Origin of the sequence: Streptomyces griseorubiginosus (genome assembly GCF_017614965.1) — a bacterium.
GTDB classification, from domain to species: domain Bacteria; phylum Actinomycetota; class Actinomycetes; order Streptomycetales; family Streptomycetaceae; genus Streptomyces; species Streptomyces griseorubiginosus_B.
On the sequence record NZ_WVUG01000122.1, the window covers coordinates 1 to 25127 of the forward strand.

General features: G+C 69.8%; 26 protein-coding genes and 1 tRNA gene. 16 read left to right on the forward strand and 11 right to left on the reverse strand.

All coding sequences use genetic code 11. The features are described 5' to 3' along the window. Both GRC12_RS22650 and GRC12_RS22655 read left to right on the forward strand, forming a co-directional pair. A partial coding sequence (locus tag GRC12_RS22650; RefSeq protein WP_208781206.1) for a YwqJ-related putative deaminase occupies positions 1-431 on the forward strand: 431 nt, incomplete at its 5' end. Between the two features lie 92 nt (positions 432-523). Further along, positions 524-1018 (forward strand): SUKH-3 domain-containing protein, encoded by a 495-nt coding sequence (locus tag GRC12_RS22655; RefSeq protein ID WP_208781228.1) that lies wholly within the window; start codon positions 524-526, stop codon positions 1016-1018. Between the two features lie 12 nt (positions 1019-1030). Here the strand turns inward: GRC12_RS22655 and GRC12_RS22660 are convergent, their stop codons facing one another. Then, positions 1031-2335, reverse strand: coding sequence for a sensor histidine kinase (locus tag GRC12_RS22660; protein ID WP_208781207.1), 1305 nt, complete (start codon positions 2333-2335; stop codon positions 1031-1033). Between the two features lie 167 nt (positions 2336-2502). Between GRC12_RS22660 and GRC12_RS22665 the strand changes: the two genes are divergently transcribed. From GRC12_RS22665 to GRC12_RS22700, 8 genes are all read left to right on the forward strand, one after another. Then, positions 2503-3363, forward strand: coding sequence for a helix-turn-helix domain-containing protein (locus GRC12_RS22665; protein ID WP_208781208.1), 861 nt, complete (start codon positions 2503-2505; stop codon positions 3361-3363). Between the two features lie 15 nt (positions 3364-3378). Beyond that, positions 3379-3451: transfer RNA gene (locus tag GRC12_RS22670), tRNA-Gln, on the forward strand. A 112-nt stretch (positions 3452-3563) separates the two neighbouring features. Continuing rightward, entirely contained in the window at positions 3564-5012 is a 1449-nt protein-coding gene (glmU, locus tag GRC12_RS22675; protein WP_208781209.1) for a bifunctional UDP-N-acetylglucosamine diphosphorylase/glucosamine-1-phosphate N-acetyltransferase GlmU, read from the forward strand. Positions 5013-5099: 87 nt separating this feature from the next. Continuing rightward, positions 5100-6074: a ribose-phosphate diphosphokinase gene (locus tag GRC12_RS22680; RefSeq protein WP_208781210.1), complete on the forward strand. Its 975-nt coding sequence runs from the start codon at positions 5100-5102 to the stop codon at positions 6072-6074. A gap of 199 nt (positions 6075-6273) precedes the next feature. After that, complete coding sequence (locus GRC12_RS22685; RefSeq protein ID WP_208781211.1) at positions 6274-6867, forward strand: 50S ribosomal protein L25/general stress protein Ctc; 594 nt, start codon at positions 6274-6276, stop codon at positions 6865-6867. 69 nt (positions 6868-6936) lie between these two features. Then, positions 6937-7539: an aminoacyl-tRNA hydrolase gene (gene pth, locus GRC12_RS22690; protein ID WP_208781212.1), complete on the forward strand. Its 603-nt coding sequence runs from the start codon at positions 6937-6939 to the stop codon at positions 7537-7539. Positions 7540-7603: 64 nt separating this feature from the next. Then, positions 7604-8104: a hypothetical protein gene (locus GRC12_RS22695; protein WP_208781213.1), complete on the forward strand. Its 501-nt coding sequence runs from the start codon at positions 7604-7606 to the stop codon at positions 8102-8104. A 135-nt stretch (positions 8105-8239) separates the two neighbouring features. Continuing rightward, on the forward strand, positions 8240-8947 hold the full coding sequence (locus tag GRC12_RS22700; protein ID WP_208781214.1) for an LPXTG cell wall anchor domain-containing protein: 708 nt from the start codon (positions 8240-8242) through the stop codon (positions 8945-8947). 67 nt (positions 8948-9014) lie between these two features. On the opposite strand, the gene ppc is transcribed toward GRC12_RS22700, so the two are convergent. After that, the gene (ppc, locus tag GRC12_RS22705; RefSeq protein WP_208781215.1) at positions 9015-11747 is read right to left on the reverse strand and encodes a phosphoenolpyruvate carboxylase; all 2733 of its coding nucleotides are present in this window, start codon (positions 11745-11747) and stop codon (positions 9015-9017) included. A gap of 311 nt (positions 11748-12058) precedes the next feature. On the opposite strand from ppc, the gene GRC12_RS22710 reads away from it, so the two are divergent. Beyond that, on the forward strand, positions 12059-13066 hold the full coding sequence (locus GRC12_RS22710) for an acyl-CoA desaturase (protein WP_208781216.1): 1008 nt from the start codon (positions 12059-12061) through the stop codon (positions 13064-13066). After that, positions 13063-13740 carry a TetR/AcrR family transcriptional regulator gene (locus GRC12_RS22715; protein ID WP_208781217.1) on the forward strand — a complete coding sequence of 226 codons (678 nt, stop codon included), beginning with the start codon at positions 13063-13065 and terminating at the stop codon, positions 13738-13740. The genes GRC12_RS22710 and GRC12_RS22715 overlap by 4 nt, the downstream gene beginning before the upstream one ends. Before the next feature lie 49 nt (positions 13741-13789). On the opposite strand, the gene GRC12_RS22720 is transcribed toward GRC12_RS22715, so the two are convergent. Genes GRC12_RS22720 through GRC12_RS22730 form a run of 3 tightly spaced genes read right to left on the reverse strand, consistent with a single transcriptional unit; the run spans position 13790 to position 15213 of the window. Further along, positions 13790-13963: a CsbD family protein gene (locus GRC12_RS22720; RefSeq protein WP_208781218.1), complete on the reverse strand. Its 174-nt coding sequence runs from the start codon at positions 13961-13963 to the stop codon at positions 13790-13792. Between the two features lie 53 nt (positions 13964-14016). Beyond that, positions 14017-14397 carry a VOC family protein gene (locus tag GRC12_RS22725; RefSeq protein ID WP_208781219.1) on the reverse strand — a complete coding sequence of 127 codons (381 nt, stop codon included), beginning with the start codon at positions 14395-14397 and terminating at the stop codon, positions 14017-14019. Between the two features lie 3 nt (positions 14398-14400). Next, entirely contained in the window at positions 14401-15213 is an 813-nt protein-coding gene (locus GRC12_RS22730; RefSeq protein ID WP_208781220.1) for a trans-aconitate 2-methyltransferase, read from the reverse strand. An 89-nt stretch (positions 15214-15302) separates the two neighbouring features. Here GRC12_RS22730 and tamR point away from each other — a divergent pair, with 89 nt between their 5' ends. Next, on the forward strand, positions 15303-15800 hold the full coding sequence (tamR, locus tag GRC12_RS22735) for a MarR family transcriptional regulator TamR (RefSeq protein WP_208781221.1): 498 nt from the start codon (positions 15303-15305) through the stop codon (positions 15798-15800). Here tamR and GRC12_RS22740 read toward each other — a convergent pair. Then, positions 15759-16526 carry a LuxR C-terminal-related transcriptional regulator gene (locus tag GRC12_RS22740; RefSeq protein WP_133045890.1) on the reverse strand — a complete coding sequence of 256 codons (768 nt, stop codon included), beginning with the start codon at positions 16524-16526 and terminating at the stop codon, positions 15759-15761. The genes tamR and GRC12_RS22740 overlap by 42 nt on opposite strands. Before the next feature lie 255 nt (positions 16527-16781). Here GRC12_RS22740 and GRC12_RS22745 point away from each other — a divergent pair, with 255 nt between their 5' ends. Continuing rightward, complete coding sequence (locus GRC12_RS22745; protein ID WP_208781229.1) at positions 16782-17237, forward strand: GNAT family N-acetyltransferase; 456 nt, start codon at positions 16782-16784, stop codon at positions 17235-17237. Positions 17238-17264: 27 nt separating this feature from the next. Here the strand turns inward: GRC12_RS22745 and galK are convergent, their stop codons facing one another. From galK to galT, 3 genes are read right to left on the reverse strand one after another with little or no spacing between them, the layout of a single operon-like run. After that, positions 17265-18419: a galactokinase gene (galK, locus tag GRC12_RS22750; RefSeq protein WP_208781222.1), complete on the reverse strand. Its 1155-nt coding sequence runs from the start codon at positions 18417-18419 to the stop codon at positions 17265-17267. Next, positions 18419-19381, reverse strand: a complete 963-nt coding sequence (galE, locus tag GRC12_RS22755; RefSeq protein WP_208781223.1) for a UDP-glucose 4-epimerase GalE — start codon at positions 19379-19381, stop codon at positions 18419-18421. Before galE ends, galK begins: the two co-directional genes overlap by 1 nt. Then, on the reverse strand, positions 19381-20439 hold the full coding sequence (galT, locus tag GRC12_RS22760; protein ID WP_208781224.1) for a galactose-1-phosphate uridylyltransferase: 1059 nt from the start codon (positions 20437-20439) through the stop codon (positions 19381-19383). The genes galE and galT overlap by 1 nt, the downstream gene beginning before the upstream one ends. A gap of 122 nt (positions 20440-20561) precedes the next feature. Between galT and GRC12_RS22765 the strand changes: the two genes are divergently transcribed. Further along, positions 20562-22241, forward strand: a complete 1680-nt coding sequence (locus GRC12_RS22765) for a sodium:solute symporter family protein (protein WP_208781225.1) — start codon at positions 20562-20564, stop codon at positions 22239-22241. A gap of 21 nt (positions 22242-22262) precedes the next feature. Next, positions 22263-22619 (forward strand): hypothetical protein, encoded by a 357-nt coding sequence (locus tag GRC12_RS22770; protein WP_208781226.1) that lies wholly within the window; start codon positions 22263-22265, stop codon positions 22617-22619. 18 nt (positions 22620-22637) lie between these two features. On the opposite strand, the gene GRC12_RS22775 is transcribed toward GRC12_RS22770, so the two are convergent. Both GRC12_RS22775 and GRC12_RS22780 read right to left on the reverse strand, forming a co-directional pair. After that, positions 22638-23354, reverse strand: coding sequence for a helix-turn-helix transcriptional regulator (locus tag GRC12_RS22775; RefSeq protein ID WP_208781227.1), 717 nt, complete (start codon positions 23352-23354; stop codon positions 22638-22640). A gap of 206 nt (positions 23355-23560) precedes the next feature. Further along, the coding region (locus GRC12_RS22780; protein ID WP_244373608.1) for an outer membrane protein assembly factor BamB family protein at positions 23561-25127 on the reverse strand (1567 nt) is incomplete at its 5' end.

Here is a 25127-nt window from a genome sequence, read left to right on the forward strand (position 1 = left end):
CCACCCTCCTGCACCGCCGCGACGGCATACTCCCCACCGTCGCCGCCGCCCTCTCCGTCCGCGGCGCCACCCTCACCGGCACCGCCGCCCGCGGCGACCAGCCGCCACCCCTGCACCCCCTCGTGCAGGACTTCCTCGACACCCTCACCAGCGCCCAGCGCGACCGCTTCACGGGCCGCTGCGCCGAGACCATCCTCATCTCCCGCCACATAGCCGCCGCGGACGCCGCCCGCAGCAAGCGTGCCGCCCGCAAGCCCATGACCAACGGCGAAGCCCGCAAAGCCCTCAAGCAGGCCAAACTCACCACCCGCCGCATCCGCGAGGACGGCGACCCCCTGCACGGCAGCTTCGCGGCACCCTGCCGAGCCTGCACCGCGCTCAGCGCCCACTTCGGCGTCCGCGTCGTCGACCCGGCAGCGGCAGGCGACTGAATCCCCCGACCAACCTGTACGACCAATCCGTACGACAGCACGGCCCCCAGGGCCGGTCAGTGACGCCGGCGAACTCGACGATCGAAGGGCAGATGCACCCCGACCGCACCTCCAGCACGCGCTTCCCCGTACCCGTCGACGCCGCCCTGCGCGCCGCCGGCTGGCAACCCGGACGCTGGGACATAAAGCAGGCCGAGATCTGGGCCGACGCCCTGCGCGAGCACACCTCGCCCGCCGGCCACCGGCACGCCGTCTTCCCCGCCGCCGTCGAGGCCTGGGCCGAGTTCGGCGGCCTGCACATCACCCCCACCGGACCCGGCCGCCAGATCGCCCCCACCGCGATCCACCTCGACCCCCTGCACGGCCTCCACATGGCCCGCACCCTCGCCGACCTCGGCCGCGCCCTCGACCGCGAGGTCAGCCCCCTCGGCGCCGAGACCGACTCCGCCGCCCTCCTCGCCATCGACACCGAGGGCCGCGTGTACGCCCTCGACCACACCGGCGACTGGTACCTCGGTCCCGACATCGACCAGGCCCTCGCCGCCCTCGTCGCGGGCATCGAACCCGTACGGCTCACCGCGGGCTGACCGGCGCGGGGCCTACGCCGCCGGAATCACCGCCGACACCCGGAAACCCCCCGCGTCCGTCGGCCCCGACACGAACACACCGCCCAGCCCGGTGACCCGCTCCTTCATCCCCACCAGCCCGTTCCCCCCGGACGGCAGCCGCGCCGACGACGCGGACGCGAGCTCCGGCGGCGGCTCGTTCTCCACCTGCATCGCGATCTCCGACACCCGGTGCGCCACCCGCACATACGTCTTCGCACCCGCCGCGTGCTTGTGGACGTTCGTCAACGCCTCCTGCACCACGCGGTACGCCGTCTGCTCGATCTCCGCCGCGTACGAGCGCACGTCCCCCTCGACCGACAGAGCCACCACCATCCCGGCCGCCGCCGACTGCCCGACCAACTCCTCCAGCTCCGACAGCCACGGCCCGTCACCCTCGTCGACGACCCTCGACGCGGCCACCGCGGCAGCCATTCCGACAGCGGCCAGCGGAACCGGCTGCTGCGCCCGCCGCGAACCCTCCCCGCTCCTGAGCACCCCGAGCATCTCCCGCAACTCGGTCAGCGCCTGCCGCCCCATGTCCCCCACCAGCGCGGCGTTCTTCACCGCCTTCTCAGGATCCTTGCGGGCCACGGCCTGAAGGGCCGCCGCGTGCACCACCATCAGACTCACCCGGTGTGCGACCACGTCGTGCATCTCCCGCGCGATCCGTGTCCGCTCCTCGCCGCGCGCCCACTCCGCACGCTCCTCGGCCCGCTCCGCCAGCAGCTGCAACTCCCGCTCCAGGCTGTCCGCCCGCTCCCGCAGACTCTCCATCAGCCGGCGCCGGGCACCGACATACAGCCCCAGCAGCAGCGGCGGCGCGGTCATCCCGATCGCCGTCGTGATCGACGCGAACGGAACGAACCAGTCACCCAGGTCCAGACCGCCGTGCGCCATGTCCTGCCGCACCCGCACGAACATCACGATCAGCATGCCCACCAGCGACATGCCGGCCAGTGAGGCGATGATGCGGCGCGGCAACTCGGACGCGGCGAGCGTGTACAGGCCGACGACGCCCATCAGATAGCCCATCTGGGCGGGCGTGATGGCGATCGAGACGAGGACGACGGCTATCGGCCACTGCCGGCGCACGAGCAAGGCGGAACCGGCCAACACGCCGAACACGATCCCCGCGGCCAGCGGGATCCCCGCGTCCCGCGCGAACCGGATCCCTTCGAAAGCGCACTCCACCGCGGACGCGACAGCCAGCCCGACATCCAACGCGGCACTGAGCCACCTGGTCCACCACCACGGCCCTCCCCGGACCGTGGCCTGGTCTTCCCCCGTCGTGGTCATGCCTCCAGCCTACGGTCGTTCGTGGCCGGTTTTCCGTCGAGTTTCCATGACTGGCCTACACCACACTCCGTGACCGATCAGCCACCAATGCCCCCACTTTCCCTCGAACTGCTGAATCGCACACCACTCGCCCCCGGAAGCTCTGATTCCGCCCGCACCTTGTGCCCATGGCACATGCACAAGGCAAGTACACCGACTTCGAGACCCTGCGGCAGCAGGCGCTCACCCTGCGGCGCGCGGGACTCAGCCGACGCCAGATCCGGGACCGACTGCGCGTCGACAACAACGACATCCTCAACCGCCTCCTGGAGGGCGAGCCCCCTCCGGAATGGACCAAGCGTCCGAACGCCAAGGACGACCTGCGGGCCCGAGCGCGGGAGCTGCGGCTGGAGGGGTGGACGTACGACCAGATCCAGGTGGAACTGGGGTGCTCCAAGAGTTCGATCTCATTGTGGGTGCGGGATCTACCGAGGCCGGAGCGCCGCGACCCCTCGGAGCAAGCAAAGCTGGCGGCTCGAAAGAGGTGGGAGCATGAGCTGGCAATCCGGGACGAGGAACGACAGAAGACCAAGGCGTCAGCAGCCGAACAATTGGGCAAGATGTCCGACCGTGACCTGTTCATTGCCGGTGTTGCCCTTTATTGGGCCGAAGGCAGCAAGGACAAGTCGTACGACCGCCGAGAGAACGTCCTCTTCGTCAACAGCGACCCTGGCGTGATCCAGCTCTACCTCGCCTGGCTCAGCTTGCTCGGCGTAGCGCCCGAACGCTTGGCGTACCGAGTGATGATCCACATGACTGCTGACGTAGAGGGCGCCAAGCACTACTGGGCAGACCTGGTTGGTGTCGACGTCTCCAGTTTCCAGAAAACGACGATCAAGAAACACAACCCCAAGACTGTTCGCAAGAACGTCGGCCCCGACTACCGGGGGTGCCTGGTGATCCGGGTGTCCCAGGCTGCCGAGCTCTATCGCAAGATCGAGGGCTGGTGGAGGGGAATGGTGGCTCAGGCTCCAGCACGACTCGGGTAAGGTCTGACGCAGCCATCCGCCATGGGGTAACTGGTAGCCCGCGGGCCTTTGAAGCCCTGTAGTGCTGGTTCGAATCCAGCTGGCGGAGCTGCTCGGTTCGGGTCCTGACCGCCCGGTCAGGACCCGCTCTCATGTCCCCCATGAAACGCCCCGGTATCCTGCGGATGTCCCCACCATTCCAGAAGCCGAAGGGCAACCCCGTGAGCGCCATTCGCCCGGCAGCCGTCGTCGTTCTCGCAGCGGGTGAGGGCACCCGTATGAAGTCGGCCACACCGAAGGTCCTGCACGAGATCTGTGGCCGCAGCCTGGTGGGCCATGTCCTCGCCGCCGCCCGCGAGTTGGACCCCGAGAACCTGGTCGTCGTGGTCGGGCACGCGAGGGAGCGGGTCGCGGCCCACCTCGCCGAGACCGATCCGGCCGCCCGCACCGCCGTGCAGGAGGAGCAGAACGGCACCGGGCACGCCGTACGGATCGCCCTGGAGGGGCTCGGCGGGTCGGTCGAGGGGACCGTCGTCGTCGTGTGCGGTGACACCCCGCTGCTGACCGGCGAGACGCTGACGCGGCTGGCCGCCACCCATGCCTCCGACGGCAACGCCGTCACCGTGCTGACCGCCGAGGTCCCGGACGCCACCGGGTACGGGCGGATCATCCGGGACGAGGCCACCGGCGCCGTCACCGGGATCGTCGAGCACAAGGACGCCACGGACGTCCAGCGCGCCATCCGGGAGATCAACTCCGGGGTGTTCGCCTTCGACGGGCAGCTTCTCGCCGAGGCGCTGAAGAAGGTGCGGACGGACAACAGCCAGGGTGAGGAGTACCTGACGGACGTGCTCGGGATCCTGCGTGAGGCGGGACACCGGGTCGGGGCCTCGGTGGCCGGCGACCACCGGGAGATCGCCGGGATCAACAACCGGGTGCAGCTGAGCGAGGCGCGGCGGATCCTCAACGACCGTCTGCTGACGCGGGCGATGCTGGACGGGGTCACGGTGATCGATCCGGCGACGACCTGGGTGGACGTGACGGTGACGTTCGAGCGGGACGCCGTCGTGCATCCGGGTACGCAGCTGCACGGCTCCACGCACATCGGGGAGGGCGCGGAGGTCGGGCCGAACTGCCGGCTGACGGACACGAGGGTCGGCGCCGGTGCCCGGGTCGACAACGCGGTGGCCGACAGCGCGGAGGTGGGGCCGGAGGCGAAGGTGGGTCCGTACGCCTATCTGCGTCCGGGCACGCGTCTCGGTGCGAAGGGCAAGATCGGTACTTACGTGGAGACGAAGAACTCCTCGATCGGCGAGGGGACGAAGATCCCGCATCTGTCGTACGTGGGTGACGCGACGATCGGTGAGTACACGAACATCGGTGCCGCCAGCGTGTTCGTCAACTACGACGGACAGGAGAAGCACCACACCACGGTGGGGTCGCACTGCCGTACCGGCTCCGACAATATGTTTGTGGCTCCTGTCACGGTCGGGGACGGTGCGTACACCGCTGCCGGGTCAGTGATCACCAAGGACGTTCCGCCCGGTTCGCTGGCCGTGGCCCGTGGTCAGCAGCGGAATATCGAGGGTTGGGTGGCGCGCAAGCGTCCGGGGAGCGCGGCGGCGAGGGCGGCGGAGGCGGCCGCTCGCCGGGAGGAAGGCGAAGGCTGACCGGAAACGGTCGGGTCAGACACGGCGTACCGTGATAAGTGCACATCCGCACCCCACCTGCTGAGACACCTCTGAGGAGACAGTGCTGTGACCGGGATCAAGACGACCGGCGAGAAGAAGATGATGTTCTTCTCCGGCCGCGCCCACCCCGAGCTTGCCGAGGAGGTCGCCCAGCAGCTGGGTGTCGGGGTCGTCCCGACGAAGGCCTTCGACTTCGCCAATGGCGAGATCTACGTCCGTTACCAGGAGTCGGCACGCGGTGCGGACTGCTTCCTGATCCAGAGCCACACGGCTCCGATCAACAAGTGGATCATGGAGCAGTTGATCATGATCGACGCGTTGAAGCGGGCTTCGGCGCGGTCGATCACGGTGATCGTGCCGTTCTACGGCTATGCGCGTCAGGACAAGAAGCACCGTGGCCGTGAGCCGATCTCGGCACGGCTGGTCGCGGATCTGATGAAGACGGCGGGTGCGGACCGGATTCTGACGGTCGATCTGCACACGGACCAGATCCAGGGCTTCTTCGACGGTCCGGTGGATCATCTCTTCGCGCTTCCGCTGCTGGCGGACTACGTGGGCACGAAGGTCGACAAGGACAAGCTGACGGTGGTGTCCCCGGACGCGGGCCGGGTGCGGGTGGCGGACCGTTGGTGCGACCGGCTGGGCGCGCCGCTGGCGATCGTGCACAAGCGCCGGGACAAGGACGTGGCGAACCAGGTCACCGTGCACGAGGTGGTCGGTGAGGTGGAGGGCCGCGTGTGTGTGCTGGTGGACGACATGATCGACACCGGTGGGACGATCTGTGCCGCGGCGGACGCGCTGTTCGCACACGGCGCGGAGGACGTCATCGTGACGGCGACGCACGGGGTGCTGTCGGGTCCGGCGGCGGACCGGCTGAAGAACTCCAAGGTGAGTGAGTTCGTGTTCACGAACACGCTGCCGACGCCGAGCGAGCTGGAGCTGGACAAGATCACGGTGTTGTCGATCGCGCCGACGATCGCGAGCGCGGTGCGTGAGGTGTTCGAGGACGGTTCGGTGACGAGCCTGTTCGACGAGCAGTAAGCCCGCCTCACGAGCTTCCCTCGGGAGTGATCGATTTTTCCGCGGCCTCCCTCGCCGAGTAGACTGCCCCAGTTGCTCGGCGAGGGAGGCCGTTCCCGTTTCTGTTCGGGGTTCGGCTGTCCGTTATCGACGCGCTCTTCGTAGCAGGCCGTTCGTGGCCGGGTGACCCCGTCCGTTTCTACCTCTACGAGGAGTGATCATGTCCGAGGTGAAGCTCGCCGCCCAGACGCGCACCGAGTTCGGCAAGGGTGCCGCCCGTCGTATCCGTCGTGACAACAAGGTTCCCGGTGTGCTGTACGGCCACGGCGTGGACCCGCTGCACCTGACGCTTCCGGGCCACGACCTGCTGCTGGCGCTGCGTACGCCGAACGTCCTGATCTCGCTGGACATCGAGGGCCGGACCGAGCTGGCGATCCCGAAGGCCGTGCAGCGCGACGCGATCAAGGGCTTCCTGGAGCACGTCGACCTGCTGCTGGTCAAGCGCGGCGAGAAGGTCACGGTCGAGGTCCCGGTCCACACCGAGGGCGAGCTGGCCCCCGGCGCCTACCTGCTGGAGCACGTGCTGAACGCGCTGCCGGTCGAGGCCGAGGCCACCCACATCCCCGAGTCCGTCAGCGTCTCGATCGAGGGCCTGGAGGCCGGTGCCTCCGTCCTCGCCAAGGACATCGCGCTGCCGAACGGCACCACGCTGGCCGTCGAGGAGGACGCGGTCGTGCTGCAGGTGCTGGCCGCGCAGGCGGAGGAGTCGGCGGGCGAGGAGTCCGAGGGCGACGAGGCCGTCGCCGAGGCCTGAGCCTGACGCTCACTTTTCTGTCAGCCGCTGTTCCCTCGGGGGGCAGCGGCTGGCGTGTATCGAGGAGACATGGACGTGACGACCGACGCCAATGGCCCCTGGCTGATCGTGGGCCTCGGGAACCCCGGGCCGGAGTACGCCATGAACCGGCACAACGTGGGGTTCATGGTGGCCGATCTGCTGGCCGAGCGGATCGGGGGGAGGTTCAAGCGGGCCGGGAAGGCTCAGGCGCAGGTCGTGGAGGGGCGGATCGGTCCGGTGGGTCCGGCGAACCGGCGGGTGATCCTCGCCAAGCCGATGTCGTACATGAACCTCTCGGGTGGGCCGGTGAACGCCCTGAAGGACTTCTACAAGGTGCCGGTCGCCAACATCGTGGCGGTGCACGACGAACTGGACATCGACTACGGGACCCTGCGGATCAAGTTGGGCGGCGGGGACAACGGGCACAACGGGCTGAAGTCGATGACGAAGGCGTTCGGTGCGGACTACCACCGGGTGCGGTTCGGGATCGGCCGGCCGCCGGGGCGGATGCAGGTCGCGGACTTCGTGCTGAAGGACTTCTCCTCGGCGGAGCGCAAGGAGCTGGACTACTTCGTGGACCGTGCGGCGGACGCGGTGGAGTGTCTGGTGGTGGAGGGGCTGGAGCGGGCCCAGAGTTCGTACAACTCCTGAGCATGGAGTCGTACAACTCCTGATATGTCCCCCGGCGAGTTGACTGATCGTCGGGGCATGGCCAATGATCCCCGCCATGCCCGCAGCCACCGCCACCCGTCAGGCCTCCGTCACCGCCCTGCGGTTCGGGCGGCTGGCGGCGATGGGCACGATCGCCGTGCTGATCCTGATCGCCGGGGTGTGGGCGTCGTGGCGGACCGCCCCGTACGTGATGCTGACCAAGGGGCGGGAGCACGGCACGGTCGCGGTGACGACGTGCGGTGAGGACACCTGCACCGGTTCGTACACGCCGGCCGCGCAAGGGGCGCCGGCCCGGCGGCACGTGGTCATCGACAGGTCGGTCGCGGTGAAGAAGGGCCACCGCTACGCGGTCGTCGTGCTGCCGGGGAGCGACGAGGTGGTGCGCTCGGGGCCGGGCGGGGTTCTGTACGCGTGGGTCCCGCTGGGCGGGGCGCTGTTGCTGGCGTCGGTGGTCGTGGCCGGCGGGCTGCGGCGGACGCGGGCGGCGTGGCTGCTGGCGGTGTCCGGGATCGCTCTGCTGACGGCCGCGTTCATGACGGTTTGACGTCCTTCGCCGCCCTCCCGTCTGTGGAGGATCTGAGTGTTGCCTGTTCGTGATTGACCTTGGGTCAGTCGCGGCTGGATGCTGAGCCGCCCCCTCCACATCTTCCCGCCCGTAACTCGAAGATGGACTTGCCCCATGCGTACCCTCACCCGCGCCGGCGCGCTCAGTGCCGTCGCAGCGGCCGCGCTGTTCGCCGCCCCGGTCGCCGCCCACGCCACCCCTGTTGCCGCGGGCCCCGGCGACAACGGCACCGTGAAGATCCACGACGCCAGGACCGGAGAGGAGCTCAAGCGCAACGAGCCGCACGTCTGCACCTTCTACCTGGACGCGTTCGGCTTCGACGGCGTCCAGAAGGTCGACTGGCACATCGAGGCCTGGGCCCCGACCGCGGCCTCCAAGGGCACGACGGTGAAGACCGGCGACATCACGCTGGACGCCCAGGGTCACGGCCGTACGGAGGACCTGTCGCTGCCCGACGGGCACTACAAGCTGTTCTGGAACTTCGACGGCGAGAAGGGTGCCGCGAAGCACAAGGTGTTCTGGACGGACTGCGAGGACGAGGGCGCGGGCGGCTCGACCCCCACCTCGACCTCGACCCCGGCCCCGTCGTCATCGGCGTCCGCGTCCGCGTCGCCGTCGGACGGCGCTTCCGCCGCGCCGAGCCCGTCCTCCTCCGAGGCCGGGTCCGTCTCCGCTTCCTCCTCGCCGTCCGCGCAGGGCGGCAGTGACTCGGGCGACCTCGCCGAGACCGGCAACGGCGTCCCGGTCGGTCTGCTCTCCGGTGCCGCCGCGGCGCTGGTGGCGGGCGGCGGTTACCTGGTGGTCCGGCGGCGCCGGGCCTGACGTACCCACCGCACGGACGGTGCCCCCGAGTGGACGACTCGGGGGCACCGTCGTGTCCGGGGGAGGGTCAGCCGGTGTTGCGCAGGCCGGCCGCCACGCCGTTGACCGTGAGGAGCAGGGCGCGGGAGAGCAGCGGGTCGGGGTCCTGGCCCGCGGCGGCAGCGTCGCGCTGGCGCTTGAGCAGGGTCACCTGGAGGTAGGAGATGGGGTCGAGGTAGGCGTCACGGATGGCGAAGGTCTGCTTCAGCACCGGGGTGGCGTCGAGGAGTTCGCTCTCGCCGGTGACGCGCAGGACCTCGCGGACGGTGAGTTCGTGCTCGGCCTTGATGGTGTCGAAGACGTGCTTGAGCTCGTCGGGGACGAGGGTGTCGACGTAGTGGGCGGCGATGCGCAGGTCGGTCTTGGCGAGGGTCATCTCGACGTTGGAGATGAAGTTGCGGAAGAAGTGCCACTGTTCGTGCATCTCGTCGAGCACGGTGTCGAGGCCGGTCTCGCGCAGCGCCTTCAGGCCGGACCCGACGCCGAACCAGCCGGGGACGATCTGCCGGGACTGGGTCCAGCCGAAGACCCAGGGGATGGCGCGCAGTCCGTCGAGGGAGACGCCGGAGCCGGGGCGGCGGGAGGGCCGTGAGCCGAGGTGCAGGTCGGCGAGCTGGTCCACCGGCGTCGACGCGAGGAAGTACGTCGGCAGGTCGGGGTCCTCGACGAGCGCGCGATAGGCGGCGTGGGCGGCGTCGGAGATGACGTCCATGGCGGCGTCCCAGCGGGCGAGGGCCTCGCCGGACTGGCGGGGTGCGGTGTGCAGGGCGGAGGCCTGCAGGGTGGCCGCGACCGTCAGTTCCAGGTTCTCCCTGGCCAGGGAGGGGATGAGGTACTTGTCGGAGATGACCTCGCCCTGCTCGGTCACCTTGATCTCGCCCTCGAGGGTGCCCCAGGGCTGGGCGAGGATCGCGTCGTGCGAGGGGCCGCCGCCGCGGCCGACGGTGCCGCCGCGGCCGTGGAAGAGCCGGAGCCGTACGCCGTAGCGGTGGGCGACGTCGCGCAGCCGGCGCTGGGCTCGGTGGATCTCCCACTGGGAGGTGGTGATGCCGCCGAACTTGGAGGAGTCGGAGTAGCCGAGCATGACCTCCTGGACGTCGCCCCTGAGCGCGACGAGGCGCCGGTAGGACGGGTCGGCGAGCATGTCCTCCAGGATGGTGTCGGCGGCCTTGAGTTCGTCGGTGGTCTCCAGCAGCGGCACGATGCCGATCTTCGCCCAGCCTGCGTGCAGGTCGATCAGGCCGGCCTCGCGGGCGAGGACGGCGGCGGCGAAGACGTCGTCGGCGCCCTGGCACATGGAGATGATGTACGACTCGATGACCTCGGGTCCGAAGACGGCGAGGGCCCGCTTGACGGTCTCGAACACGCCGAGGGTCTTGGCGCCGGCCTCGTCGACGGGTGCCGGGGTGGGCGCGAGGGGGCGGCGGGAGCGCAGTTCCTTGGCGAGCAGCTTGGCGCGGTACTCGCGGGGCATGTCGGCGTAGCGCCAGGACTCCTCGCCGAGCCGGTCGAAGAGCTGGCCGAGCGCGTGGTGGTGGGCGTCGGCGTGCTCGCGTACGTCCATGGTGGCCAGCTGCAGGCCGAACGCGGCGAGCGTGCGGATCGTGCGGTCCATGCGGCCGTCGGCGAAGAGGCCGCCGCGGTGTTCGCGCAGCGAGGTCTGGATGAGGGTGAGGTCGGCGAGCAGCTGGGAGGTGCCGAGGTAGTCGCGGCCCTCCTCGTGCGGGGTGCCCTTGGCGAGGCGCTGCTTGGTGTTCTCCAGCTTCTGCCGGATGCAGGTGGCCTTGAGGCGGTAGGGCTCCTCGGCGTTGAGGCGCTTGTAGCGGGGGCTGATCTCGGGGAGGCGGTCGAGGTCGGCCTGGAGGGACTGCAGCAGTTCGTCGGTGGCGCCGGTGTAGCGGATGGAGTTGGAGAGGAAGCCTCTGAGTTCGTCGATCATCTCCAGGGCGTCGTTGATGCCGTGCTCGTGCTGGAGGATGAGGACGTCCCAGGTGACCTGGGGGGTGACGTTGGGGTTGCCGTCGCGGTCGCCGCCGATCCAGGTGCCGAAGGTCAGCGGGCGGGTGTCGTCGGGGATCTTGACGCCGACGCGCTCCAGTTCGGCGCTGAGGTCCTCCAGGACGTCGCCGACGGCGCCGGCGTGCAGTTCGTCGAGGTAGTAGATGGCGTTGCGGGCCTCGTCGGCGGGCTCGGGGCGGACGACGCGCAGTTCGTCGGTCTGCCAGACGAGGTCGATGTTCTCGGCCAGCCGGGTGTCGTAGCGGCGGCGGTCCGACTCGATGACCGGGGTCTCCAGGAGCGCGGCGATGCGCCGGAGCTTGTTGAGGACCGAGCGGCGCGCGGCCTCGGTCGGGTGGGCGGTGAAGACCGGGCGGACGTTGAGGTTGGCGACGGTCTGGCGCAGGTGCTCGGGGTCGGCGTCCTTGAGCCGGTCGGCGGTGCGGGCGAGCAGTCCGCCCTCGGCGGCGCGCCGGGCGCGCAGTTCGCGGCCGCGGTGCACCTGTTCGGTGACGTTGGCCAGGTGGAAGTAGGTGGAGAAGGCGCGCACGAGCTTGGCGGCGGTCTCCAGTTCGGTGCCGCGCAGCAGCTCGGCGGCGGCCTCTCCGTCCTCGCGGGTGAGGCGGCGTACCTTCTCGACGAGCTCCAGCAGCTCGGGGCCCTCCTGGCGGACGAGGGTCTCGCCCAGGAGGTCGCCCAGCCGGCGGATGTCGGCACGCAGTTCGCTGCTGGTCGTCGGGTTGAGGTCGTCGGCACTGCTCACAGGTGCGGCTCCTTGCAGTGTTGAAGCTCGTCCGGGAGGGAACCCGGCGGCAGGGGTCCGCGCGGCGGGCGCCGCATACGGCCCATGCATCCGGGAAAGGAATCAGAGCGGACCGCGCTGTCCGACCGACTCCAAGGATAGGTGTCCATGCGGACGCGCAGACTGTCGGGCTCTTGCCGCCGGGCAGCGCACTGCCATACTTACGATGCCGTAGGTTACGGAACCGTAGGGACCGTTGTAACGGTACCCGGGCACGGTTGCGGTAGCCGTCCGGTATCTGTCTCAACCCTCGAACCCCACAGGGGACGCCCATGACCACAAGTTCCGATGTGATCGACGACGCCCCGAAGGCGAACGACACCCCACTCGCCTCGGCCACCCTGGGTGGCGAGAAGAAGCACTCGATCGAGCAGATCGCCCTGCTGCTCTTCATCATCGTCCCGTTCCTGGCGCTCGTAGCCGCGGTCCCGCTGGCCTGGGGGTGGGGCGTGAGCTGGCTCGACCTCGGGCTGATGGTCTTCTTCTACTACCTGGGCTGCCACGGCATCACGATCGGCTTCCACCGCTACTTCACCCATGGCTCGTTCAAGGCCAGGCGGCCGCTGCGGATCGCGCTGGCGATCGCCGGCTCGATGGCCGTCGAGGGCCCGATCGTGCGGTGGGTGGCGGACCACCGCAAGCATCACAAGTTCTCGGACGCGGAGGGCGACCCGCACTCTCCGTGGCGTTTCGGCGAGACGCTCCCGGCCCTGATGAAGGGGCTGTGGTGGGCGCACATCGGGTGGATGTTCGACGAGGAGCAGACACCGCAGGACAAGTACGCGCCCGATCTGATCAAGGACCCGGCGATCCGCACGATCTCCCGGCAGTTCATCTACTGGACGATCCTGTCGCTGGCCCTGCCCGCCGTGATCGGCGGTCTGGTCACGATGTCGTGGTGGGGCGCGTTCACCGGGTTCTTCTGGGGGTCACTCGTCCGGGTGGCCCTGCTGCACCACGTGACCTGGTCGATCAACTCGATCTGCCACGCGGTCGGCAAGCGGCCCTTCAAGTCGCGGGACCGCTCGGGCAACGTGTGGTGGCTGGCCGTGCTCTCCTGCGGTGAGTCCTGGCACAACCTGCACCACGCCGACCCGACCTCGGCGCGGCACGGGGTGGAGCGCTGGCAGGTGGACTCCTCGGCCCGGATCATCCGCTGGTTCGAGGCGTTCGGCTGGGCGTACGACGTGCGCTGGCCGTCACGCTCGCGTATCGATTCGCGCCGCAAGACCGGGGAAGAGGGCTCCGAGCGCCGGAAGGAGACCGCCGAGGCGGCATGATTGACGCCGTGGCGACCGACTCCAGCAGCACCGAGAGCAACGACAAACCCCGGCGCGCGCGGCGCACCCGGATGACCGGCGCCGAGCGCCGTCAGCAGCTGCTGGAGATCGGCCGCACCCTCTTCGCCGCGAAGGGCTTCGAGGGCACCTCGGTGGAGGAGATCGCGGCGAAGGCCGGGGTGTCCAAGCCGGTGGTGTACGAGCACTTCGGCGGCAAGGAGGGCCTGTACGCGGTTGTGGTGGACCGCGAGATGCGGCGGCTGCTGGACATGGTGACCAGTTCGCTGACGGCCGGTCATCCGCGGGAGCTGTGCGAGCAGGCCGCCTTCGCGCTCCTCGACTACATCGAGGAGTACACGGACGGCTTCCGCATCCTGGTCCGTGACTCCCCCATCCCCCAGTCGACCGGCACCTTCGCGTCCCTGATCTCGGACATCGCCACGCAGGTCGAGGACATCCTGGGCCGGGAGTTCAAGAGCCGCGGCTTCGACCCCAAGCTCGCCCCCCTGTACGCGCAGGCCCTGGTCGGCATGGTCGCGCTGACCGGTCAGTGGTGGCTGGACGTACGCCGTCCGAAGAAGGCGGAGGTCGCGGCCCACCTGGTGAACCTGGCGTGGCACGGGCTGGACGGGCTGGAGCAGAAGCCGCGGCTCATAGGACACCGCAAGAGCTGAGCGCTCCCGTCGGGTGGGTGTCAGTGCGTGTCAGTGCTTGAAGGCGTCCTCAGTGCTTGAAGGCGTCCTTGGCCTTCTCCTTGGCCTGGCGGGCGTCGCCCTTGGACTGCTCCAGACGGCCCTCGGCCTCCATGCTCTCGTTGCCGACGGCCCGGCCGATCGTCTCCTTGGCCTTGCCCTTGGCCTGCTCGGTCTTGCCCTTGGCCTTCTGCTCGCCTGCCATTCAAATCACTCCCAGTGACGAGAGACTGCATTCCTCGCGACACCGGGTAACCCTCACGGGGTGGTGCAAACCCCTTCCAGCGGCTGAAGGAACTCCAGCCGGTTGCCCACCGGGTCCTCGGAGTAGAAGCGCCGGTGTCCCGGCAGCTCGCCGTCCCACACCACCCGCGCCCCGCCCGCCTCGAGCCGCGCGGCGTAGGCCTCGATGTCCGTGACCCGCAGCCCCGGATGCGCCTTCTTCGCCGGCCGGAAGTCCGCTTCGATCCCGAGGTGCAGCTGGACGGCCCCGGCCCGGAACCAGCATCCTCCCCGCGCCGCGAGCACCGGCGGCTTGGGGATCTCGGTCATGCCGAGGACGTCGACGTAGTAGGCGCGCAGCAGGTCCTCGCAGCCGGCCGGGGCGGCGAGCTGGACATGGTCGACGGCGGCGAGCATCGGTCAGGCCTCCTTGCGGGCCACGGCGAAGATGCGGCGGAAGGGGAACGGCGTGCCGTGGGGGGTCGCCGGATAGGCCTCGCGCAGGGCCGCCCGGTACTCGGCGAGGAACGCGTCCCGATCGGCCGGGTCGTCGGCGAGGGCGGTCAGCACCGGCCGCAGCCCGGTCCCCTTCACCCAGTCGAGGACGGGGTCCTCGCCGGTGAGCAGGTGGACGTACGTCGTCTCCCACACGTCGGCCTCGCAGCCCAGGGAGGTCAGCTTCTCCAGGTAGGTCCGCGGGGCGAGGACGGCGTCGTCGTGGCGGAGGACGTCGGCGAGGCGGTCCTTGAAGCGGGCGGAGTGGGCGATCTCGCGCATCAGCTGGTGGCTGGGGGCGGAGAAGTTGCCGGGGACCTGGAAGGCGAAGGTGCCGCCGGGCCTGAGCCCCGCGATCCAGTCACCGAACCGCTCGACGTGCCCGGGCACCCACTGCAGGGTGGCGTTGCTGACGATCAGGTCGTACGGCTGCGGGGGCGCCCAGGTGCGGACGTCGGCGTACGAGAAGTCCAGGCGCCCCCCGCCGGGCGTGGGCCCCTCGTGCTCGGTGAGGGCGCGGTCGAGCATGTCGGTCGAGTTGTCGTAGCCGGTGATGTGCGCGGTGGGCCAGCGGTCGGCGAGCAGGACGGTGACGTTGCCGGGTCCGCAGCCGAGGTCGGCGACGGCGGGCGTGGCGCTCGGCAGGTCGGGGACGCGGGCGAGGAGGTCGACGAAGGGGCGGGCGCGGTGGCCGGCGTGACGGAGGTACTGGGCCGGATCCCAGGCGGGAGTGGTCATGGCATCCACCTTCCCCGGCAGATTCTCTTGATGTCAAGAGACTTCACATCAAGAGACTTCACATCGACACAACCACTACACTGATCGTCATGGAGGACGAGGTCGATCGGCTGGTCGCGGCGTGGCGTCGGGAGCGCCCGGACCTCGACGTGGAACCGCTCGAGGTGCTCAGCCGGGTGAGCAGACTGGCCCGGCACCTGGACCGGGCCCGTCGGCTGGCCTTCGCCGAGCACGCCCTGGAGCCCTGGGAGTTCGACGTGCTCACCGCGCTCCGGCGCGCGGGCGCCCCCTATCAGCTCTCCCCCGGCCAGCTGCTCACCCAGACCCTGGTCACCTCGGGCACCATGACCAACCGCATCGACCGGCTCGCGAAGAAGGGCCTGGTGGAGCGGCTGCCCGACCCCAGCGACCGGCGCGGAGTGCTGGTGCGCCTCACGGACGAGGGCCGGGACCGCGCGGACCAGGCCCTCGCCGGACTGCTCGACCAGGAGCGGGCGATCCTCGCCGAGCTCTCCCGCGCCCAGCGCGGTGAACTCGCGGGACTGCTACGCCAGCTGACCGCCCCGTTCGACAACATCCCCGGCTAGGTCCACGGGTCCGACGCCGGCCCGACGGGCGAGGGCGACGGCGGCCAGGGTGCTGTGCACGCCGAGCTTGCCCAGGACGTTCTGCATATGGGTGCGGACGGTGTGCGGGGAGAGGAACAGCCGCTCGGCGACCGCCTTGCGGCCCAGGCCCGCGACCATGCAGCGCAGCACCTCGCGCTCCCTCGGGGTGAGGGACTCCACCAGCCGCTCGCTCTCGGTGCGGTGCTTGCGGGCGGCCGTCAGCTCCCTGAGGACACCGGTGAGCAGGGCGGGCGGCAGATGCGTCTCGTCGCGCAGGACGCCCCGGATGACGTTGAGCAGTCTGGACAGCGAACAGTCCTTGGCCACCCAGCCGGAGGCCCCGGCCTGCAGGGCGAGCGCGGCGCGCCGCGGATCGTCCTTCTCGGCGAGCACGACGATCCGTACGCCCGGCTGCGCGGTGCGCACCCCGGCGACCAGCGAGATGCCGTCGACCAGTCCGTCCTCGTCGTTGTCGTGGACGGGCACGGCGGGCCGCACGCCGGGCAGGTTGCCGCCCAGGTCGGAGTCGACGAGCAGGACGTCGAAGCGGCGGCCCTCGGCGGCCGCGCGCTCCAGGCTGCGCAGCGCGGCGGGACCGCTGCCGGCGGCGGAGACGTCCACGTCGGGCTCGGCCGCCAGGGCTGCGGCGAGCGATTCGGCGAAGATGCGATGGTCGTCGACGACCAGGACTCGGATGCGAACCACGAAACCCCCTTCCCCAAGCTCCTTGAAGAGCAGGGGACCCCTTTGTCGGGAGACGGTACGGGCGCGGGTACGACGCCCGAAGCGCGATGGGCCGCCGCGGCCGCCGCCGTGCGGAACTGCTACCCCCACTTCGGGCGTCGAACCCGACTGTCTCGCCCCCTGATCGGCACCGGCCCCCACCGGTGCTGTTCATCAGGGTACGGCCGGGGGCCGGGAGGGGAAGGTAATTTGCAGAACTGGCTGTCCGGCACGTTTATCGTGAGCCGCATGTTTCGTCTTGAGACAGAAGTCGACAAGGCCCGGCGCGATCTTCTCCGAATGCGGCTCCGAGACACCAACACGGCGGCCTCCCCCGTGCTGCGCGCCCTGCGCGGAACCCCAGGTGAACGCGAACTTCCGCTCCACGTCTGGGCGTTGGACGACGCGGGTGATCTGGCGGGCGGACTGGTCGGCCACACGTGGACGACGTGGCTGCACGTGACCTACCTGTGGGTGGACGGACGCCACCGCGGCACGGGTCTGGGTTCGCAACTGCTCGCGACGGCGGAGGCCCTGGCGCGGGACGAACGCGGGTGCGCGTCCGCCCGGCTGGAGACGTGGGACTTCCAGGCGCCGGACTTCTACCGCAAGCAGGGGTACGACGTGGTGTGCGTGATCCCCGACTATCCGCCGGGGATCACGGAGTACACCTTGACGAAGCGGCTCGGGTGACATGAGCAAGCCCGTCGGGCGATCGGCTCAGCTCAAGCGCCGGGCACCTGCCGACGGTACGGCCTCGAACACCCGGGGTGCCGTGTAACCGCCGGAGGCGAACGCCTCCTCGACCGCCTTGGTGATCGTGTCCACGTCGGCGGCCTCCGCCAGGACGATCGCCGAGCCGCCGAAGCCGCCGCCGGTCATCCGGGCGCCGAGCGCGCCCGCGGCCAGGGCGGTGTCGACGACCAGGTCCAGCTCCGGGCAGGAGATGCGGAAGTCGTCGCGCAGGGAGGCGTGCCCCGCGACCAGGACCGGGCCGATGGCGCGGGTCTCGCCCGAGCGCAGCAGGGCCACGGTCTGCTCCACCCGCCCGTCCTCCGTGACGACGTGCCGGACCAGGCGGACCGCCTCCTCGTCGTCACCGAGCCGCGCGAGGGCCTCGTCGAGATCGGCGTAGGGGATGTCGCGCAGGGCGTCGACGCCGAGCAGGGCCGCGCCCCGCTCGCAGCCGGCCCGGCGCTTGCCGTACTCGCCCTCGCTGTGGGCGTGCTTGACCTGGGTGTCGACCACCAGCAGACGCATGCCCTCGGCGGCCAGGTCGAAGGGGATCTGCTGCTGGGAGAGGTCCCGGGTGTCGAGGAAGAGGGCGTGGCCCTCCTCGCAGCACGCGGACGCCGTCTGGTCCATGATGCCGGTCGGCGCGCCGACGTAGACGTTCTCGGCGCGCTGGCACAGACGGGCCAGCTGCCAGCGCTGCAGACCCAGTTCGTACAGGTCGTTGAGGGCGAGCGCGATCACGACCTCCAGCGCCGCCGACGAGGACAGGCCGGCGCCCGAGGGCACCGTGGAGGCGAGGTGGACGTCGGCGCCGGTCACGGCGTGGCCGGCCTCGCGCAGGGCCCAGACCACGCCCGCCGGGTACGCCGTCCAGTTCCGGTCCGACCCGGGGGCCAGGTCGTCCAGGCGCAGCTGGACGACGCCGCCCTCGACGTCCTTGGAGTGCAGGCGCAGGACGCCGTCCGTGCGCCGGGAGACGGCCGCCGTCGCCACGTGCGGCAGCGCGAAGGGCATCACGAAGCCGTCGTTGTAGTCGGTGTGCTCACCGATGAGGTTGACGCGTCCCGGCGCCGACCAGACACCCTCCGGCTCGGCCCCGTACAGCGCGGCGAAGCCTTCCCGGACCTGCTGTGCACCCACTACTGCTCCCTTGCGATGTGCTGAGCGAACTCCCACGCGTCCGCGACGATGCCCGCGAGGTCCGCGCGGGACGGGTTCCAGCCGAGCTTCTCGCGGGCCGTGGCGGCCGAGGCCACGAGGACCGCCGGGTCGCCGCCCCGGCGCGGGGCCACGACCTCGGGGATCGGGTGCCCGGTGACCCGGCGGACGGTCTCGATCACCTCGCGGACCGAGAAGCCCTCGCCGTTGCCGAGGTTGCAGATCAGGTGCTCGCCGGGGGTGGCCGCCCCGAGGGCGAGCAGATGGGCCTCGGCCAGGTCCGCGACGTGGATGTAGTCGCGCACGCAGGTGCCGTCGGGCGTCGGGTAGTCGTCGCCGTAGACGGAGATGGCCTCGCGGCGGCCCTGGGCGACCTGGAGCACGAGCGGGATCAGGTGGGACTCGGGGTCGTGGCGCTCGCCGCAGGTGCCGTAGGCGCCGGCCACGTTGAAGTAGCGCAGGGAGACCGCGGCCAGGCCGTGGGCGTTCGCCTCGCCGGTGATCATGTGGTCGACGGCGAGCTTGGTGGCGCCGTAGGGGTTGGTCGGCTTGGTGGGCGCGGTCTCGACGATCGGGACCTGCTCGGGCTCGCCGTAGGTGGCCGCGGTGGAGGAGAAGACGAGCTTGCGCACGCCCGCGTCGCGCATCGCGCCGAGCAGCGCCATGGTGCCGCCGACGTTGTTGTCCCAGTACTTCTCGGGCTTCACGACCGACTCGCCGACCTGGGAGGAGGCGGCGAAGTGCAGGACCGCGGCGAAGGAGGAGTCCAGCCACTTCGCGGCGTCACGGATGTCGCCCTCGACGAACGCGGCCCCGGCGGGCACGCCCTCGCGGAAACCGGTCGTCAGGTTGTCGAGGACGACGACCTCGTGTCCGGCCTCCAGCAGGTGCTGGGCCACGACACTGCCGACGTAACCCGCGCCACCCGTCACCAGGTACTTCATCAACTCGCTACCTCTCGCAGTCGCTCGGCCGCGGCCTCCGGCCGGATGTCGTTGATGAACACGCTCATGCCGGACTCGGAACCCGCGAGGAACTTCAGCTTGCCGGAGGTTCGGCGGATGGTGAAAAGCTCGAGGTGGAGCGCGAAGTCGTCCCGGTTGACGCCCTCGAACTCCTCCAGCGCGCCGAACGGCGCCTGGTGCCAGGCCGCGATGTACGGCGTCGGCGGCTCTCCCTCACCGAAGATCCGGTCGAAGCGCCTCAAGAGTTCCAGATAGACCTGGGGGAACTCTGTGCGGGCCTCCTCGTCGAGACCGAGCAGGTCCGGCACCCGGCGCTTCGGGTAGAGGTGGACCTCGTAGGGCCAGTGCGCCGCGTACGGCACGAAGGCCACCCAGTGTTCACCCTCGAGGACGACGCGCTCGTCGGCGAGTTCACGCTCGAGAACATGATCGAAGAGGTTCTCCCCGCCGGTCGCCTCCTTGTGCTGGGCGAGTTGGCCCAGCATCAGGGCGGTGCGAGGGGTGGTGAAGGGGTACGCGTAGATCTGGCCGTGCGGATGTCCGAGTGTCACACCGATCTCCGCACCCCGGTTCTCGAAGCAGAACACCTGCTCCACGGAGGGGAGATGCGACAGCTCGGAGGTGCGGTCGGTCCACGCCTCCAGGACCAGGGCGGCCTGTTCCTCGGTGAGGTCCGCGAAGGAGGCGTTGTGGTCGGAGGTGAAGCAGACGACCTCACAGCGCCCGGAGTCGCCGGCCAGGGAGGGGAAACGGTTCTCGAAGACCACGACGTCGTACGAGGAGTCCGGGATCTCGCTCAGCCTGCCGTCCTTGGAGGGACACAGGGGGCACTCGTCGGCCGGGGGGTGGTAGGTGCGTCCCTGCCGGTGCGAGGCGATGGCGACGCTGTCGCCGAGCAGCGGGTCACGGCGGATCTCGGAGGTGGTGTGGGTCCGCTCCAGCGGTCGCTTGTCCACCGCGTCGCGGACGTTGTCGTCGCGCAGGTCGTAGTAGATCAACTCGCGACCGTCGGCCAGGCGGGTCGAGGTCTTCTTCACTGCGACTCCCTATTCGAGCCACTCAATCTTCAAACAGAACCAAACACATCGAAACACAACGCACCACCTGCGTCAACGTCACAATCAAACAAAGGACATCAGCAAAAGTGTTGAATCACCAGGTGCACATCCCCCCATACCTGGCAGCCGAGCTGCGCCTCCCCACGAACGGGCTCGACTACACGATCCTCGCCATCTACTTCGCCGTGGTCCTCGGCATCGGCTTCGCCGCCCGCAGATCGGTGAAGACCAGCCTGGACTTCTTCCTCTCCGGTCGTTCCCTGCCCGCCTGGATCACCGGCCTCGCCTTCATCTCCGCCAACCTCGCCGCCACCGAGATCCTCGGCATGGCGGCCAACAGCGCCCAGTACGGCGCGTACACCGTGCACTGGTACTGGATCGGCGCCATTCCCGCCATGGTCTTCCTCGGCCTGGTGATGATGCCTTTCTACTACGGCAGCAAGGTCCGCTCGGTTCCCGAGATGCTGCTGCTGCGCTTCGACAAGGGCGCACACCTGCTCAGTTCGATCCTGTTCGCCTTCGCCGCCATTCTGATCGCCGGTGTGAACCTGTACGCGCTCGCGATCGTCGTGGAGGCGCTGCTGGGCTGGCCGCAGTGGGTGGCGATCGTGGTCGCCGGTGCCTTCGTGCTGGCGTACATCACCCTCGGTGGTCTGTCCTCCGCCATCTACAACGAGGTGCTGCAGTTCTTCGTGATCCTCGCGGCCCTCATCCCGATCGTCGTGCTGGGCCTGAAGAAGGTCGGCGGCTGGGGCGGCCTGACCGACAAGCTGACCGCGACCCACGGCGCGAACTTCACCACCGCCTGGGGCGGCACCGGGATCGGCAGCTCCAACCCGCTGGGCGCCAACTGGCTGACCATCGTGCTCGGCCTCGGCTTCGTGCTGTCCTTCGGCTACTGGACCACCAACTTCGCCGAGGTGCAGCGCGCCCTGTCCGCCAAGAACCTCTCCGCCGGCCAGCGCACCCCGCTGATCGCCGCCTACCCGAAGATCTTCATCGTCTTCCTCGTGATGATCCCGGGCCTGGTCGCCGCCGCGCTGATCCCCGGCTTCGGCACCGCCAAGTCCGGCTACCAGTACAACGACGCCATCCCCTACCTGATGTCGCAGCTGCTGCCCAACGGCGTCCTCGGCATCGCGGTGACCGGTCTGCTGGCCGCCTTCATGGCCGGCATGGCGGCCAACGTGTCCTCCTTCAACACGGTGTTCACCAACGACATCTGGGGCCGGTACGTGGTCCGGGGCCGCGAGGACGAGTACTACGTCCGCTTCGGCCGCCTGATCACGGTGATCGGCGTCTGCGCCTCCGTCGGCACGGCGTTCCTGGCCTCGTCGTTCTCCAACATCATGAGCTATCTGCAGACGCTGTTCTCCTTCTTCAACGTGCCGATGTTCGTCGTCTTCATCGTGGGCATGTTCTGGAAGCGCGCGTCCACGAAGTCCGGCTTCTGGGGGCTGCTCGCGGGCACCGTGGCCGCGATGGTGAACTACTTCGTGATCTACAAGAAGGGCATCATCGACATCCCCTCCGACCAGGGCGCCAACTTCGTCTCCGCGATCGTCGGCTTCGTGGCCGGCGCGGTGGTGATGGTCGCCGTGTCCCTGTTCACCAAGCCCAAGCCCGCCGAGGAGCTCCAGGGCCTGGTCTACGGCACCACCTCCCCCGGCATGACCGAGCCGCCCGCCCCCGGCGACGAGGCCTGGTACCGCAGGCCGGCCCTGCTGGGCTGGGGTGCGATCGTCATCGCGGCCGCCTGCTACATCCCGTTCTCGTTCTGACCGCGGGAGGATTGAGAGACCATGTCCGAGTTTTCCAGCCCCTCCGACCGCCCCGAGCGCCACGGGTACACCGAGCAGGACGTCCTGCGCGAGGTCACCGAGCTGCAGCAGAAGTCGGCGACCGCCGCCCGCATCTTCGACCTGCGGCGCATCATCGGCGGCCTGTTCGTCGTCTACGGCGTCATCGTCACCATCGCCGGCATCGCCGACGACCAGTCCGCCATCGACAAGGCACAGGGCGTCAACATCAACCTGTGGACAGGGATCGGGATGCTGCTGCTGGGCATCTTCTTCCTGGCCTGGCTGAAGCTGCGCCCGACCCCGCCGACGGTCCCCGAGGTCACGCCCGAGGACCTGCCGGACAAGCCCGCCGCATGACGAGCACGGGGTCGGAGGCTACAGCGCCTCCGGCCCCGTCCCGCTCTCCGTCGGTGCCGCGTGCTGCGGCAGGGGTCCCGCCCGGTCCAGCAGGCCCGTGCGCGCGGCCAGGGCCGCCGCCTCCAGGCGGGAGCCGACGCCCAGTTTCATCAGGACCCGCTGGACATGGGTGCGCGCGGTGGACGGGGCGATGCCCATGCCGGCCGCGATCAGCCGGGTGTCCTCGCCGTCGGCGACCCGGACCAGGACCTCGACCTCCCTCGGGGTGAGCATCTGCAGCAGCCGCTGACCCTCGTCGTCGGGCTGCGCGGCGGGATTGAGCAGCTCGCTGAACGCGCCCTGGAGCAGCTGGGGCGCGACCGCCGCCTCACCGGCCCGGGCCTTCATGATGGCCCGCTCGACCCCCTCGATGCGCTCGTCGTGACGCACGTAGCCGGAGGCGCCCGCGGCGAAGGCCGCCGCGATGCCACGGGGGCTGGGCACCGGGCCCAGCACCAGGACCGCCACCTGCGGGCGCTCCCGCTTGATCCGCACCACCGGGTCGAAGATGCCCGGCTCGGCCGGTGTCGCCGTCCCCAGCAGACACACCTCCGGCGCACGGGTGATCACCAGCTCCGCCGCGCCGGCGGCGGGCGCCGCGGCGGCGAGCACCCGGTGCCCCCGCAGCTTCAGCGCCGAGGCCAGCGCCTCGGCGAGCAGTCGGTGGTCGTCGACCACCATGAGCCGCACTCCCATCGAGCAACCCCCCAGTCCCCCCAATGGATCTCCATGGATGCCCCACTATGGATGCCCACTGGTCCGCACGGCCAGGAGCCCCCTCCCGGCTCCCCCGCTCTTCATGCCCCCGGAAGCTACACGCTTGTTCGACGTTGCGCTCCCCCTACCGGTGAGAAGTGCCCCGGATAGACGGAATATCTTGCAGATCGTCGGGATCGCGGTGTTCAGCCTCCGGTACCGAACGCGAGCGCCAGATACCGGCTGCCACCCGTACCCGACGCCTTGTCCGCGAAGACACCGGACATGTACAGGTGGCCCTGGGAGTACAGGATCTCCGAGTAGTCCGGCGACATGCTCGTCTCCGCGTCCCGCACGGCCTGAGTGGACGGGTTCTCCAGCAGCTTGGTCTCCTTGAACGTGCCCCCGTCGATGCTCACGACCTGACCGCCCTTGTCGTACGGCGGTCGCTTGTACGCGATCACGTTGCCGCCGTCCATGCGCAGCGGGGTGATGGTGTAGCCGTCGCCGGCGTCCGCGCGCTGGCCGGTCTGCTTGCCGGTGGTGAGGTCGAAGACGACGATCTCGTTGGTCCGGCTGTAGTCACCGCTGCCGTCGTGCTCCTCGGTGGGGATGTACAGCTTGCCGCCGCCGACCGCGAGACCCGTGCAGTACTCGATCTTCGAGATGCCGTCGCAGCGGGCCGCGTACTGCTTGCCCGGTGCGGAGATCCTCGTGATGAGCTTGCCGGTCCTGTCGTCGATGGAGAAGAAGTCCGAGATGCCGCTGCCGTCGCCCGCGCTGTCGCCGACGTCGGCCGCGACGACCAGGGGGTTCGTCGACACGATCGCCGCGTACTCGATGCCCTGGCTCATCTTGTACTCGGAGATCACCTTCCCGCTCTTCGGATCGATGGTCTGGATGTGCAGCTGCCGCTGGCCGTAGGAGCCGCACTTGCGGACCGCGACCAGCTTCTCGCCGCCGCCGTACCCGGCGTCGTAGCAGGTGTCGGTGGCCTTCGGGGTCCACAGGGACTTGCCGCTGCCGATGTCGAAGGCGGCGCCGCCGCTGGTGCCGCCCGCGGCGACCGTCGTCCCGCTGACCGTGACGTTGTCGAAGTTGATCGGCTGGTCACCGGCGTCGACCGTCTTCGTCCACAGCTTCCTGCCCGCGTCGAGGTCGATCGCCGCGACCTGGCTGCAGCCCGCCGTGCTGTTCTTGGGCGGCATCCTGGGCTGGAAGACGACGGCGGCCCTGTCGTCGTCCGTCGTGAACCTGCTCGTCGTGCAGACCGGGCCGGGCAGCTTGACCGTCCACAGCTTGGTGCCCTTGTCACGGTCGTAGCCGTTGATCTCGGCGACGCCGCTCTTGACGTACGCCTTGTCGGTCAGCCACGAGCCGGAGACGACGGTGGTGTCGTCGACCTTGGGCATCGGGATCTGGTACAGCACGTGCGAGGTGGTGTTCGCGGGCACCTTCTCGTCGCCGTTGGTGGAGGTGCCGCCGGTGCCCCTCTTGCCGTCGCTGCCGCCGCTACCGCCGCCGGTGGAGTTCGCGGTGTCGTCCTTCTTGCCGTCGCCCTTGCCGGAATGGGCGTACCAGATGCCACCGGTGACGATCAGCGCGATGGCGACGACCGCGGAGACGATGATGGCCACCTGCGCGTTGATCTTCCGCCCACCGCCCGGCTGCCCGGACTGCGCCTGCAGGGGCACCGTCTGCTGCGGATAGCCGTAACCGGGCTGCTGGGCATAGGGGTTGGGCTGCTGACCGTACGGCGGGGCGGGCTGGGCG